The organism is Labrys sp. (in: a-proteobacteria) (assembly GCF_047605565.1).
In the GTDB taxonomy this organism is placed as follows: Bacteria; Pseudomonadota; Alphaproteobacteria; order Rhizobiales; family Labraceae; genus Labrys; species Labrys neptuniae.
On the sequence record NZ_JASGFM010000013.1, the window covers coordinates 20209 to 33524 of the forward strand.

Below are 13316 nucleotides of genomic sequence, written 5' to 3' on the forward strand. Positions count from 1 at the left end.
GACTGTCTCCTTGGCGATTATTCGGCGGCGATGCGCTGGGGCGTGCCGTGGAAATCTTCGGGGAAATGGCGGATGGCCGAGAGGACCGGATAGGGCGTGAAACCGCCGAGGGCGCAGAGCGAGCCGAACTTCATGGTCTGGCAGAGATCTTCGACCACGGCGATGTTGCGGGTCACATCCTTGCCGGCGATGATCTTCTCGATGGTTTCCTTGCCCCGGACAGCGCCGATGCGGCAGGGCGTGCACTTGCCGCAGCTTTCGATGGCGCAGAATTCCATGGCGAAACGGGCCTGGCGGCGCATGTCCACGGTATCGTCGAACACCACGATGCCGCCATGGCCGATCAGGCCGTCCTTGGCTGCGAAGGCCTCGTAGTCGAAGGGCGTGTCGAAGAGTTCGCGCGGGAAATAGGCGCCCAGGGGGCCGCCGACCTGCACGGCGCGCACGGGACGGCCGGTGAAGCAGCCGCCGCCGATATCGTCGACGAGTTCGCCCAGCGTGATGCCGAAGGCGGTCTCGAACAGGCCGCCATAATTGAGATTGCCGGCGAGCTGGATCGGCATGGTGCCGCGCGAACGGCCCATGCCGAAATCGCGGTAATGCTCGGCGCCCTCGGCCAGGATGATCGGCACGGTGGCGAGCGAGAGCACGTTGTTGATCACGGTCGGCTTGCCGAACAGGCCCTTATGGGCCGGCAGCGGCGGCTTGGCGCGTACCGTACCGCGCTTGCCTTCCAAGCTTTCCAGCAGCGAGGTTTCCTCGCCGCAGACATAGGCACCGGCGCCGGTGCGGGTTTCCATGTCGAAATCATGGGCCGAGCCGAGAATGCCCTTGCCGAGCACATTGGCGCGGCGGGCCTTCTCGATGGCTGCATCCATGGCGGCGATGGCGTGGGGATATTCGGAGCGGATATAGACATAGCCCTTGGTCGCACCGGTGGCGACGCCGGCAATGGCCATGCCCTCGATCAGGCAGAAGGGGTCGCCTTCCATCAGCATGCGGTCGGCGAAGGTGCCGCTGTCGCCCTCGTCGGCATTGCAGACGATGTATTTCTGTGGCCCGGCAGTGTCGGCGACCGTCTTCCACTTGATGCCGGTCGGAAAGCCTGCGCCGCCGCGGCCACGCAGGCCGGATTTGGTGACTTCGTCCACGATGGCCGATGGCCCGATGGCAATCGCCTTTTCCAGGCCCTTGAGGCCGCCATGGGCCTTGTAGTCGTCGAGGTCGCGCGGATCGACGATGCCGACGCGCGCGAAGGTCAGGCGGGTCTGACGCTTGAGGAAAGGCTGGTCTTCGGGCTTGCCTATCCGCAATTTATGGGCGCCGTCGCCGGCGAAGGCGGCGATCAGGCTGTCGGCGTCTTCCGGCTCGGCCGGGCCGTAGCCGATGCGGCCTTCAGGGGTGACCAGCTCCACCAGCGGGTCGAGCCAGGCCATGCCCCGCGAACCGTTACGGATGATCTCGATATCGAGCTTGCGGGCGATCGCTGCAACCTTGAGAGCTGCAGCGAGTTCATCGGCGCCACAGGCAATGGCGGCGGCATCGCGTGGAACGTAGATGCGCATGGTCATCGCACCACCTCTTCCAGGGCCTTGTCGAGACGCTTGGCATCGAGCCTGGCTACCAGGCGGCCGTCGATCATCGCGGCGGGGGAAATGGAGCACAGGCCCAGGCAATAGACCGGTTCGAGTGTAACGCGTCCATCCGGCGTTGTCTCGCCGAACTCGATACCGAGCTTTTCGACGAGGTGATCCGCCAAGGCTTCGCAGCCGGCGGATTGGCAGGCCTCGGCACGGCAGAGCTTGATGACATGCTCGCCGGCGGGTTCCCTGCGGAAATCATGGTAGAACGTCACCACGCCATGCACCTCGGCGCGGGAGAGATTGAGCGCTTCGGCCACCATGGGGACGGCCGGCTCGGGGACATAGCCGAAGGTTTCCACAAAGGAGTGGAGGATCGGCAGCAGCGGGCCTTCCAACGTCTGGCCTGCCGCGATGAGTTCAGCCGCGCGTGCGGTATTCCAATCTTCGTGGGCTGGCATGCCACTCTCTTTCGACTAGTTCCAGAGAGGAACAATGTGCCCTCGTTCCAACGCGATCAAGCATCAATTTTCGTCGAACGATAGAGATCTTCTATTAAGCTCCGCTCGTCACGAGAGACACTGGAAGACGGTTCGATCCGGGATCGTTCCGCAGCGGCGGACGATCCCGGATCTCCAAGAAGGTCAATATTGGTAGCAGACGCGCTGACGACGGATGCGCCAGCCATAATCGGTGTAGACCCGCACCCGCCGCCAGCGGCAGGCCGGTGCATAATCATAATAGCCGTCGTCATAATAGCCGCCGCCATAACCGCCATAGAGGCCCGGCGTCATCAGCAGGGGAGCGAGCGCGAGACCGGCGCCCCAGCCCCAGCCATCGTCACGCCAGCGCCGGCCGTAGCCGCCGCCATACCAGCGGCGATGACCCCAGCCGCCACCCCAACGACGGCCACCCCAGCCGCCACCGCCCCAACGGCGCCCGCCCCAACCGCCGCCGCCCCAGTGGCGGCCACCGCCGCCCCAGTTGCCGCCGCCATGATGGGGAAAGAAATAGCCGTTGCTGCGCGCTTCGGCCGGCGCGGTCGCTGTCATGGACGCCGCGCTCAGGGTAAGGGCCGCCAACGCGGCCACCAACAATTTACGAAACATGGAACACTCCTCGGAGAGGGAGTTCCGGCCTTCGTCGTAGCCGGGCCGGCAGGGCCTCTCCACCTGGAAATTACCTTAAGTTAACCATTAATCCAGAACAGATGAACTCTTGCTATCATCGCCGTTCATGTGGCGTTCATCTTGGCAGGCATGTCCGCCTAAGATCTTGAGATCATAGCATAAAACGGCGTGTTTGTCATCGAGGGACGAAGGGGCAGCAGGCGGAATGATTCCAGGCCCTGCTTGGGCAACAGCTTCTGCGTGCAGTGGAGACGGTGCCGGTTGCCTGCAGGCCCTCAGTCGCCGCAAGTATTCGCCTTCCGATACCACCCAAGGTAGAGTCATGCCGGACACGGCCTGCGTGCAGCGGCGATCAAGCATGGCTCGGCCGCGGCAATCGCGCCATTGCAAAAGGCGGCAATTGATTGTTTCTTTTCGCTACAAATAAACTCCGGGCCGTCGGTGAGTCGTGAGAGCGTCCTGCCGCCGGCCTGACATTCGACGGGTAGAGGAAATGCAGGGTGAGCGTCCAGCCTCGGCGCGTTCCGGGATCGTCACGGCGGGAACCTGGTGCGTCGACGGCAACAAGCTGGTTGAATATTGGCCGGGCGAGGATGGCCTCGTCGAGATCCTGCACGAGGAATCGCGCGGCGGCGGTTCGGGCTGCAACCTCGCCATCGATATCAAGCGCCTGGATCCGGACATCTGGGTGGAGACGCAGGGGCTGATCGGCGAGGACGAGGATGGCCGCCTGCTCCATGCCGAAGCCGACCGCTATGGCATCGATCGCCGCCGTCTGGTGATGACGCCGGAAGCCCGCACCTTGCACACCGATGCCTATACTTCCCAGCGTAGCGGCCGGCGCACCCATATCTTCAATCCGGGTGTGGCCTCGCTGATGACGCCGGAGCATTTCGATTTCGCCGACACGAAAGGGCGCATCCTCCATCTCGGCCTGCCCGGCGTGCACAAGAAGATGGACGCGCCCTGGAACGGGGACGCCAATGGCTGGCTGACCGTGCTGCGCATGGCGAGGCAGGCCGGCCTCATCACCAATCTGGAACTGGCCACCGCTTCGCCGGCGCGACTGCGCGAACTGGTTCGCCCGTTGCTGCCCCATCTCGATCTCCTCGTCGTCAACGATGCCGAGATGGGAGCGATCGGCGAGGAGGAGACGGTGCGGGACGATCGCACGGTGGTCGATGCCTGCATCAAGGCGGCACGCAAGGTCCTGGAGGCAGGCAATTGCCAGGTGGTGGCGGCGCATTTTCCGACCGGCGCCGTCGCCGTGACCCGGGACGGCGATATCGTTACCCAGCCCTCCATTCGCGTGCCCAAGCAGGCCATCGCCGGTGCCAATGGCGCGGGCGACGCCTTTGCTGCCGGTTTTCTCTACGGCTTCCACGAAGGCTGGGAGCTCCGGCGCTGCCTGGCGCTCGCCCACGCCGCCGCGGCGGCCTCGCTGCGGTCCGTGACGACCTGCGACGCCGTCGCTCCCTGGCGCGAATGCCTGGCCCTTGCCGACGAATGGGGCTGGAACGACGGGATCGGCTGAGGTCAGAAGATTTCACCGATCTTGCGGTCGACGGCGGCATCCCGCGTGCGGAAGGTATTGGCGACACGGCGAGAGCGGTGGAAATAAGGAATCCAGATCGCCGAAGCGATCAATGCCCGGACGAGATCCTTGATATGGGTCGGATCGCTCGGCGTATTGGTCAGGTTCGAGATATAGGAATCCCCGCCCAGCTCCGCCAATGAGATCACGACCAACCCAATGTAGAAGGCTGTCATCAGGCGGGGCACGCTGGGTGAATGGGTGAAGATCCGGTAGAGGCATAGGGCGGCGAGCCCGCTCAGGGCAAAGCCCCCAAGAAGCGATGCCGCCACCGGCAGTCTCAGGGCCGCTGTCGTCTGGTTCTCGCCGGCGATGATGGCCTTCATCCCCTCCCATTCGGTGACGACGCCATAGAGGTTGATCATGGTGAACACCAAGGTTCCGATCAGTCCGATGATGGGCAGGATCATCCAGCCGCCGATGCCCCGTGGCCCATCCTGTACCTGCGCCGTCATCGTGTCGCTTGAATTGGCCATGTCGTTCCCCCACTGCCGTCGGGGATCATAATCGAACGGCCTCGTTCATTTGTGCAACACCGCACGGAACGCGTCCTTGCGGTCCTGTCGTGCTCGTCAAATCGCAGGAGGCTTTGGAAAGCTCGACGACCGCGCAAGCCAGGCCGTGAGCCAGGCCAAGGCCAGCAAGCACGCCATCGCCCAGGGCAGCACCGTGGCGCCTAAAGATCCGAGCAGGGCGCCGCCGGCCAGGCCCGCCACCGCAACGGCACTGTTCCAGACCGTGACGAACAGGGCCTGCGCGACATCGGCGGCCTCGCCGGCCGCCTGCACCGACGCAGTCTGGAACAGGGTCGGTATGCCGCCGGCGACCATGCCCCACACGGCCGTGGCGGCCAGCACGACGACGGGAGACGTCGACCACAGGCCCAAAGCGACCGCGCAGGCGCCGAAGAGGACGAGATTGCCCAGCACCATCAGGCGCAGGCGCCGGTCGATCAAGGCGCCCACCACCCACAGCCCCGCCAGCCCGGCGAGGCCGAAGCACAGCAACACGACATCCACGCGCTCCGCCAGGCCGGAGAGCACCAGGAAAGGCGCGATATAGGTGTAGAGCAGGTTGTGGGCGACGACGAACAGCCCCATCACGGCGAGGATCGGCCTGATGCCGGGCAGGGTCAGGATGGGCCGCAGCGCCAGGCGCTGATCCCCGCGGCGGCCGGCGAAATCTGGAAGGACGGCGAGGATCCAGCCGGCCAGCAGCAGGGCTACCACGCTCATCAGGCCGAAGGCGAGGCGCCAGCCGATCAGGGTACCGATGAAGGTGCCGGCCGGCACGCCGAGCGAAAAGGCCAGTGGCGCACCGATGCCGGTGAGGGCGATAGCCCGGCCGGCGAGACGGGAGGGGGCCATGCGGGCGGCATAGCCGGTGAGCAGCGCCCAGACCAGGCCGCCGCAGGCCCCGGCGAGGAAGCGGGCCACCAGCGTGACGGAAAGGCTCGAGGACATGGCCGTGACGGCATTGAGCGCGGCAAAGCCGATGATGGCGATGAGCAGCAGCAGGCGCCGTGGCAGGCTTTGGGTCAGCGTCATCAAGGGAATGGCGGTCACCAGCGAACCGGCCGCATAGGTGGTGACCAACTGGCCGGCGACAGCGTCGGAGACGCCGAGGCTCCCGCCCATCTGCGGCAGCAGCCCCGCCGGCATCACCTCCGTCATAATGGTGATGAAACCGGCCATGGCGAGGGCCAGCAGGCCGCCGACAGGCAGGCGATCGATGGCGGGCGAAGGGCCGCCGATCGAAACAGTCGAACTCATTGCAAGAACTCCCGAGGGAAGGCCATGGAAAGGGGCCCTCCACAGGAGGCGACTTGCCGGCCGTACGGGCAGGACCTTAGCCCTTTTTGTAAGGGCGAATAACTGGCTATAGTTCAAAACACTTCTGACATTTATGTCACAAATAATCGAGGCGGGAGACCTCATGGACAGTCTGGGCGCCCTCAATGCCTTCGTGCAGGCGGTCGATGCCGGCGGATTCACCGATGCCGGACGGCGGCTGGGCATCTCGCCTTCCGCGGTCAGCAAGGCGGTGGCGCGCCTGGAGGACAGGCTGGGCACGCGCCTGTTTCACCGCTCGACCCGCAGCGTCACCTTGACGGCGGAAGGCATGCTTTTCCTTGAACGCTGCCGGCGCATCCTCGGCGAATTCGAGGCGGCGCAGACCGAGCTTGCCCGCAACCAGGCCGCCCCGCAGGGCAGGCTGCGCATCAGCCTGCCCTCGATGGGGCTGCGCTTCATGTCGAAGCTGGCCGAATTCCGGCGGCTCTATCCCCTGATCGAGCTCGAGCTCGACTTCTCCGACCAGCTCGTCGACGTGATCGAAGATGGTTTCGATGCGGTGATCCGCACCGGGGAGCAGGCCGATTCCCGCCTGATGAGCCGCACGCTCGGCTTCTATCGCAGGGCCCTCGTCGGATCCCCCGGCTATTTCCGCCAGGCCGGCTTGCCGCAGCATCCCGAAGACCTGTCGCGCCATGCCTGTCTGGTCTATCGCTTCCGCACCAGCGGCAAGCTGGACAAATGGCCGCTGCGCCGCGACGGCGAATGGCTGGATATCGAGCTGCCGGTCAGCATGGTGATGAACACGCTGGAGCCGCAGATCACCCTGGCGGAGGAAGGGCTCGGCCTTGCCTGCGTCCCCGATCTGGCTGTCCGGGAGCAGTTGCGTGCGGGAACGCTGGTCAGCGTTCTCGGCGACTATCTCGAGACGACCACCCGTATCCAGGTGATGTGGCCGTCCAGCCGACACTTGTCTCCCAAGCTGCGAGTCTTCGTGGACTTTCTGGCGGCTGCCGAACTGATCCCGCCCCTCGACCCTCCCTGAAGCTGTCATTCCCGGCGAGCGAAGCGAGGGAAGGCAATCCAGGGGCAATCATGGCGGCGCTGGCCCCTGGATCCCCATCCCGGGGCCTACGGCCCGCCGGGGATGACGGAGCGCGTTTCCAACCTATCGCAGCGCCAGTCCGCTATCAGGCGCGAAGAAGCGGGCCTGGCCCATGTCGACGCCGATCTCGATATGGTCGCCGCGCTCGGGCAACCGGGCCGGCTCGACGCGCGCGGTGATGCGGTTGGCCGCGCCGGCGCCCGCTTCCGACCCCGTGGCAAGCCGCCCGGTCCCTGCCACCGACGAGGCGGCGGGCAGGTCGAAGAAGACATAGGCGTCGGCGCCGGTCATCTCGGTAAGCAGCACTTCGCAGGAAAGGCCTTTGCCCGCGGCAACGGGCAGGCGGAAGCTCTCGGGCCTCAGGCCGAGAATGACGTCGCGGCCCTTGAAGGCGGCGAGGCCTGCATTGGCTTGAAGCAGTCCGGCCGGCAAAGGCAGGCGCAGCGAGGTGCCGGCAATCGCGGCAAAGGCAGTGCCGGCCTCCTCGCCGAGGCGCACCGTGAAGAAATTCATGGCCGGCGAGCCGATGAAGCCGGCGACGAACAGATTGACCGGGTTTTCATAGAGTTCGCGCGGCGGTGCGCATTGCTGGAGATTGCTTTCGCCCTCCTTCGCCACCGGCCGCAGCACGGCGACGCGGTCGCCCATGGTCATCGCCTCGACCTGATCGTGGGTGACATAGAGCGTGGTGACGCCGAGCTGCGCGTTGAGCAGCTTGAGTTCGGCGCGCATCTGCACGCGCAGCTTGGCATCGAGATTGGAGAGCGGCTCGTCCATCAGGAAGCATTGTGGGTCGCGCACGATGGCACGGCCCATCGCGACACGCTGGCGCTGGCCGCCGGACAGGGCGCCGGGCTTGCGCTTGAGCAGATGGGTGAGATCGAGGATGCGGGCGGCCTTTTCCACCTTGTCCTTGATCACCGCCGGCGGCACTTTGCGCTGCCCGAGGCCGAAGGCCATGTTCTCGTAGACGTCCATATGCGGGTAGAGCGCATAATTCTGGAAGACCATGGCGACGTCCCGGTCGCCCGGATCGGCATTGGTGACGTCGCGGCCGCCGATCAGCACCTGGCCTTGCGACAGGTCCTCCAGGCCGGCGGCGCTGCGCAGCAAGGTCGACTTGCCGCATCCCGAAGGGCCGACCAGCACCAGGAATTCGCCATCCCTGATGTCGAGATCGACATTGGCGAGCGCCAGCGTGCCATCGGGGAAGCGTTTACCGACGGATTTGAAGGACAATGTCGCCATCAGACCCCTCCCTTCGCCAGCGTCACGGCATTGCCGCTGGCGGCGGCCTGTTCGATGGCCGCGAGCACGCGGGTGACCTTGAGGCCATCGGTGGCATCGGCCAGCACAGGCGAACCGGTGGTGACGGCATCGACGAAGCGGGCGATGGCCTCCATCACGAAGCCGCCGATGCGCCCGCCCGCGGCGGGCGTCACTCCGAGCAGGTCAGCGGTCTTGAGGCCGGCGCCGGCATATTTGCGGAAGGCGCCGTTCTGGGCGGTGTCGAGCTGCAGCGAGCCCTTCTCGCCGACGATCTCGGCCCGGAAGTCGAAGACCAGCGGCAGGTCGCGCGGCAGCACCCAGCTGTTCTCCAGAGTGGCGACGGCGCCATTGTCGAATTCCAAGAGCGAGATATGAACGTCGGCGGTGTCGACGCCCTGGGCGGCGAGGTGGCCGCGGCGCATCATCGCCTGCACCTTGACGACCTCGGCATCGAGCATGAAGCAGAGCGCATCGACCGCATGGCTGCCGAGGAACCACAGGGCAGAGGAGCGGCTCGCCCAGGACAACAGCTCGAAGGGCACGAATACGGTGTTGGAGAGCCGGGCCGAAGCATGCAGCGGCTTGCCGATCTCGCCCTGGGCGATGGTTTCCCGGGCGGTGTGGACGGCGGGGTTCACGCGGTTGTGGAAGTCCACCATCACCTTGACCCCGCTCCTAGCGGCGGCCTCGGCAATGGTCTCGGCTTCGGCGAGCGTGGTCGCCAGCGGCTTTTCGCTCATGACGTGCTTGCCGGCCTCGATGGCCGCCAGCACGATGTCGGCATGGGCGAAGTCGGGCGTGGCCACCGTCACCGCCTCGACATCAGGATCGGCGATGAGGGCACGGAAATCCTGATAGACCTTCTTCGCCCCGAACTGGCGCTGCATTTCGGCGGCGCGTTCCGGATTGAGGTCGCACACGGCCGCCAGCTCGGCGCCGGGAATGGCGTTCAGCGTCTTGCAATGGAAGGAGCCCCACAGGCCGGCGCCGACGACACCGAAACGGGCGGATTTCTGGGTAGACATCAACACTTATCCTTTGACAGAACCGAAGGTGAGGCCGCGCACGACATAGCGGTCGAGCGCGAGAAAGATGATCATCGGCGGCAGCATGGCGGCCAGCGCCGCGGCGCCGATGAAGCCCCAGGTCACGCCGGCCGTGCCGAAATACTGCAGCGTGCCGACCGGCAGCGTCGCCGTCGCGCGGTTGGCCAGCACCAGGGGAAAGGCGGCATTGTTCCAGGCGAAGACGAAGGCGAACATCGAGGTGACGATGATGCCTGGGCGCACCAGCGGCAGCACGATCTTGAGCACGATGGCCGGCGTCTTGGCGCCGTCGACGCGCGCGGCCTCCTCGATCTCCACCGGCACCTCGTCGATGAAGCTCTTCATCAGCCAGATCGAGAAGGGGATGGTCAGCGTCTGCATGATCAGGATCATGGAGAAATAGCTGCCCTTCAGGCCCACCGAGCTCGCCAGGATCGAATAGGGGATCAGGAAGGCCACGGGCGGGGCCATCAGGAGGCCGAGATACCAGAGCATGATGTTCTTGCGGCCGCGGATGCGGAACCGCGACAGCGCATAGGCCGCCGGCAGGGAGAAGGGCAGGTTGAGCAGCACCGCGCCGATGGCGACGATCAGGCTGTTGACGAGCTGGGGCAGGTTGTTGCCGGGATCGCCGAACGTATAGTGCAGCGAGGTCCAGTCCGGCTTGAAGGCCAGCACCGGCGGCATGGTGAAGAAGGTGTCGGACGGGCGGATCGCCAGCAGGGCGAACCACAGGATCGGGCCGATGAAGAAGGCGAGCAGCAGCAAAGTGAGCGCGTAGCTTGTCGCGGTGCCGGCCAGTTTCTTGCCCTTGCGCATTGGTCGGCTCCTCAGTCCAGGTCTTTGAAGGCGAAGAAGACGAACAGGCCGATGATGGCGTTGACGATGATGACCATCATCCAGGTCATGGCGCTGGAGAGCCCGATGTTGAAGTCGACGAGGCCCTGCTGGTAGAGGCTGTAGCCGAGTGTGCGGGTGGAGGAGCCCGGTCCGCCCTTGGTCAGCACCAGCACCAGGTCGAAGGTGTTGAACAACTGCATGAAGCGCAGCATCACCACGATCAGCGCCGTCTTGCGGATCAGCGGCAGCTTGATGCGCACCAGCATCGCCCGGGGCGAGGTCTTGTCGAGGCGGGCGGCCTCGATGATGTCGGGCGGTACCGAGAGCAGGCCGGCATAGAGCACGATGGCGAAGAACGGTGTCCACTGCCAGATGTCGGCGAACAGGATGGCCCAGAGGGCGGTGCTGCCGGAGCCCAGCAGGCCCTGCGCCGGCAGCGGAATGCCGGCCGAGGACAGCATCCAGGGGATCAGGCCGCCATTGGGATCATACATGTAGCGGAAGAGGAAGCCGACCACGATCGGCGCGATGGTGGTGGGCATGATCAGCAAGGCGCGGGCGAGATTGAGCCCGGGCAACTTCTTCACCAGCAGGAGCGCAATGGCCAGGCCCAGGCAGAATTCGATGGCGGTGCCCACCAAAGTGAGCAGCAGCGTGTTCCACAAGGCGCCCAGGAAGAAGGAGTTCGAAAACGCCATCTCGTAATTGCCGCCGCCGATATAGCCCATCGGCACCGGGCTCATCTGCAGATTCCAGAAGTAGAAGCTGTTCTTGAGCGCGAAGAGCAGCGGGAAGGCGATCAGGGCCAGCAGCAGGATGATCGAGGGGCTGATCAACAGATAGGGCAAAAAGGCCGGCACCCGGCGCTTCGGCCGGGCCGGGATGGCTGATGTTTCGGCTATGGTCATGGCTTTGCCCTCGCTGGTCTCGCGAATTTTCAAACGTCACGCAGCCCCTCACCCTTACCCTCTCCCCGTAAGAACGGGGCGAGGGAGTGGCAGTCGTCGCGCGAGAGGATAGCCGTGCCGAATACGGAACAGCGTCAAAGTCCCCCTCGCCCCGTTCTTACGGGGAGAGGGTAAGGGTGAGGGGCTGCACAAAGCTGTCTGAAGACGAAGTCACCCCGCATCGTGAAAACGGCACGGCCCGCGCGGTGGGAGACCCGGCGGGCCGTGCCCACCCTCACGCGAGCGAGGCGATCAGGGCCTTGGTCGCGTCGAGCGTGTCGTCATAGGTGGGCTGCTTGTAGGGAATGAGGAAATTGCCGGTCAGGATGTTGGAGAAGAAGGATTCGGTGTCCTTCAGCGCGGCATCCGGAGCGGTGTCGCCCGACAGCACCTTGTTGAGGTTGAGGCCGTAAATGCCCTCGAGCGTGGTGTAGACGGGGCAGGGCGGCCGCACGATCTTGCCGTTGCCGCGCTTGAGATCGGCGATCTGGGCGGGCAGATAGGGATAGATCTTCAGGAGCTCGGCGTCCTCGTAGAGCGAGGGGCGGGCAAAGTCCGAGAACTGGTGGCCATATTTGGTGTAGAGCGCCATGGCCTTCTGCGTCTTGGCCGAGGTCGCCCATTTGATGAACTTCCAGGCCCCGTCCTTGTTGGCGGTGTTGGAGGGGATGCCCAGGCTGTGGCCGCCGATCGAGACCACCTGGTCCTTGCCGGGGGAGCGCGGCAGGCGGGTGATGCCGAGCTTGTCGGCCACCACCGAATCCTTGCCGGACATGTAGCCGTCCTTGCGGCAGAGATAGGAATAGGGCGTCCACCAGTAGAACATGCCGACATCGCCCTTGGCGAAGCGCATGCCGGCATCGAACCAGTTGTATCCGATCGCCTCGGGCGGGGAGTTCTTGTAGAGCTCGAGGAAGAGCTTGAGCGCCTCGACATTCTCCGGCGTGTTGATGGTGGGGGTGAAATCCCACTGGCCGGTGGGGAACTGCTTGAACCAGCGCACGCCGGAGCTGGCGGCGAGCTGGGTATACATGTGCACGATGGGCGCAGGTTGCTGGCCGGCGAGCACCGTGCCCGCCATCTTCTTGCCGTCGAATTCCTTGCCGTTGAGCTTCTTGACGATGTCGAGATAGTCGCTCCAGGTCCAGGAGCCGTCGTCGGGAATCTTCACGCCGGCGGCGTCGACGAAGTCCTTGCGATAGAGCACGCACTGGCCATAGGTCGCCACCGGCAGCGTGCCGACCTGGCCGCGCCAGGTGTTCATGGAATAGAGAACCTCGGGCACGAAGTCCTTGATGTCGGTGTCCTTGTCCGCCTTGATGAAGTCGTTGAGCGGCAGGATCCAGCGACTTTCCAGATATTGGCCGAGCCACATCTGGTCGACGGAGATGACGTCGGCATCCGGCTGGTTGGAGATGAAGGAGGAGGTGAGGCGGGCCTGCAGGGCTTCCAGCGAGATGCTCTCGATCTGCAGTTCGATGCCGGTCTCCTGCTTGAACTGATCGGCGAGGCCCTGGATGGCGTAGTAGAAGGGGTCGCCCGCCAGCAGCACCCGCAAGGTCTTGCCCTGCGCGGAGGCTCGTCCGGAATTCAGGCCCAGGGCGGCGGCTCCCGCAAAGGCGGCCGTGCTGCGAAGCAAGGCGCGGCGCGAGATCTCAGGTATCGTAACCATGCTCGTTCTCTCCTCTGATGTCGGTCTGGTGGTGCAGTTCTTGTTGTTGCGAGGTCGGGCCGGTGGACCTGCCGCCTCGCTTGAGTGCTTGAACGCTGACCAGTTGGGGGCACTGGATGAATGCCCCTCATAGCGACCGGATGGTTGTGTCCCGCCGGTTTCTCTAATATGTTTGATGCTCACACAAACTAACTATATCGTCAAGGCGAAGCCTGACGATTCTGGGCGGGACGCGCGGGAAAGGATGGGGGACATTCCCTCGCGCTGGCACTAAGAGTTGGCGGGCAATTCATTTCCCTGCGACGACCAGTGGTCTTCGCAGGCCTTTCAGTTCGGGACT

12 protein-coding genes are annotated in these 13316 nt (G+C 64.9%); 2 read left to right on the plus strand and 10 right to left on the minus strand.

The annotated features are described in order from the left end of the window. Positions 1–17: 17 nt before the first annotated feature. The 3 genes from QM672_RS13695 to QM672_RS13705 all read right to left on the minus strand — a co-directional run bounded on the left by QM672_RS13695 (position 18) and on the right by QM672_RS13705 (position 2689). Positions 18–1571, minus strand: a complete 1554-nt coding sequence (locus tag QM672_RS13695) for a formate dehydrogenase beta subunit (RefSeq protein WP_415083177.1) — start codon at positions 1569–1571, stop codon at positions 18–20. Continuing rightward, complete coding sequence (locus tag QM672_RS13700) at positions 1568–2041, minus strand: formate dehydrogenase subunit gamma (RefSeq protein WP_105863428.1); 474 nt, start codon at positions 2039–2041, stop codon at positions 1568–1570. The genes QM672_RS13695 and QM672_RS13700 overlap by 4 nt, the downstream gene beginning before the upstream one ends. A gap of 183 nt (positions 2042–2224) precedes the next feature. Continuing rightward, positions 2225–2689 (minus strand): hypothetical protein, encoded by a 465-nt coding sequence (locus tag QM672_RS13705; protein ID WP_068293965.1) that lies wholly within the window; start codon positions 2687–2689, stop codon positions 2225–2227. A gap of 514 nt (positions 2690–3203) precedes the next feature. Here QM672_RS13705 and QM672_RS13710 point away from each other — a divergent pair. Further along, positions 3204–4244, plus strand: a complete 1041-nt coding sequence (locus QM672_RS13710; RefSeq protein ID WP_415083180.1) for a carbohydrate kinase family protein — start codon at positions 3204–3206, stop codon at positions 4242–4244. Between the two features lie 2 nt (positions 4245–4246). On the opposite strand, the gene QM672_RS13715 is transcribed toward QM672_RS13710, so the two are convergent. Then, a complete protein-coding gene (locus tag QM672_RS13715) occupies positions 4247–4780 on the minus strand; it encodes a DUF2569 domain-containing protein (RefSeq protein ID WP_415083182.1) in 534 nt (177 codons plus the stop codon). A 96-nt stretch (positions 4781–4876) separates the two neighbouring features. Further along, positions 4877–6076 carry an MFS transporter gene (locus tag QM672_RS13720; RefSeq protein WP_311937986.1) on the minus strand — a complete coding sequence of 400 codons (1200 nt, stop codon included), beginning with the start codon at positions 6074–6076 and terminating at the stop codon, positions 4877–4879. A gap of 163 nt (positions 6077–6239) precedes the next feature. Here QM672_RS13720 and QM672_RS13725 point away from each other — a divergent pair, with 163 nt between their 5' ends. Continuing rightward, positions 6240–7142: a LysR family transcriptional regulator gene (locus QM672_RS13725; protein WP_415083184.1), complete on the plus strand. Its 903-nt coding sequence runs from the start codon at positions 6240–6242 to the stop codon at positions 7140–7142. A 123-nt stretch (positions 7143–7265) separates the two neighbouring features. Here the strand turns inward: QM672_RS13725 and QM672_RS13730 are convergent, their stop codons facing one another. The 5 genes from QM672_RS13730 to QM672_RS13750 all read right to left on the minus strand — a co-directional run bounded on the left by QM672_RS13730 (position 7266) and on the right by QM672_RS13750 (position 12976). Continuing rightward, the gene (locus QM672_RS13730; RefSeq protein ID WP_367625495.1) at positions 7266–8450 is read right to left on the minus strand and encodes an ABC transporter ATP-binding protein; all 1185 of its coding nucleotides are present in this window, start codon (positions 8448–8450) and stop codon (positions 7266–7268) included. Then, a complete protein-coding gene (locus QM672_RS13735; protein ID WP_367625496.1) occupies positions 8450–9496 on the minus strand; it encodes a Gfo/Idh/MocA family protein in 1047 nt (348 codons plus the stop codon). Before QM672_RS13735 ends, QM672_RS13730 begins: the two co-directional genes overlap by 1 nt. 6 nt (positions 9497–9502) lie before the next feature. Further along, on the minus strand, positions 9503–10336 hold the full coding sequence (locus tag QM672_RS13740; protein WP_311937994.1) for a carbohydrate ABC transporter permease: 834 nt from the start codon (positions 10334–10336) through the stop codon (positions 9503–9505). Between the two features lie 11 nt (positions 10337–10347). Further along, positions 10348–11265, minus strand: a complete 918-nt coding sequence (locus tag QM672_RS13745) for a carbohydrate ABC transporter permease (protein WP_415083188.1) — start codon at positions 11263–11265, stop codon at positions 10348–10350. Positions 11266–11539: 274 nt separating this feature from the next. Continuing rightward, positions 11540–12976: an extracellular solute-binding protein gene (locus QM672_RS13750; protein WP_394314653.1), complete on the minus strand. Its 1437-nt coding sequence runs from the start codon at positions 12974–12976 to the stop codon at positions 11540–11542. Positions 12977–13316 lie beyond the last annotated feature (340 nt).

Bases quoted from the DNA above. Each gene is read 5' to 3' on its own strand.
- QM672_RS13725 (WP_415083184.1), top strand. From the start codon at position 6,240: ATGGACAGTCTGGGCGCCCTCAATGCCTTCGTGCAGGCGGTCGATGCC.
- QM672_RS13740 (WP_311937994.1), bottom strand. From the start codon at position 10,336: ATGCGCAAGGGCAAGAAACTGGCCGGCACCGCGACAAGCTACGCGCTC.
- QM672_RS13715 (WP_415083182.1), bottom strand. From the start codon at position 4,780: ATGGCCAATTCAAGCGACACGATGACGGCGCAGGTACAGGATGGGCCA.
- QM672_RS13700 (WP_105863428.1), bottom strand. From the start codon at position 2,041: ATGCCAGCCCACGAAGATTGGAATACCGCACGCGCGGCTGAACTCATC.
- QM672_RS13750 (WP_394314653.1), bottom strand. From the start codon at position 12,976: ATGGTTACGATACCTGAGATCTCGCGCCGCGCCTTGCTTCGCAGCACG.
- QM672_RS13705 (WP_068293965.1), bottom strand. From the start codon at position 2,689: ATGTTTCGTAAATTGTTGGTGGCCGCGTTGGCGGCCCTTACCCTGAGC.
- QM672_RS13745 (WP_415083188.1), bottom strand. From the start codon at position 11,265: ATGACCATAGCCGAAACATCAGCCATCCCGGCCCGGCCGAAGCGCCGG.
- QM672_RS13735 (WP_367625496.1), bottom strand. From the start codon at position 9,496: ATGTCTACCCAGAAATCCGCCCGTTTCGGTGTCGTCGGCGCCGGCCTG.
- QM672_RS13730 (WP_367625495.1), bottom strand. From the start codon at position 8,450: ATGGCGACATTGTCCTTCAAATCCGTCGGTAAACGCTTCCCCGATGGC.
- QM672_RS13720 (WP_311937986.1), bottom strand. From the start codon at position 6,076: ATGAGTTCGACTGTTTCGATCGGCGGCCCTTCGCCCGCCATCGATCGC.
- QM672_RS13710 (WP_415083180.1), top strand. From the start codon at position 3,204: ATGCAGGGTGAGCGTCCAGCCTCGGCGCGTTCCGGGATCGTCACGGCG.
- QM672_RS13695 (WP_415083177.1), bottom strand. From the start codon at position 1,571: ATGACCATGCGCATCTACGTTCCACGCGATGCCGCCGCCATTGCCTGT.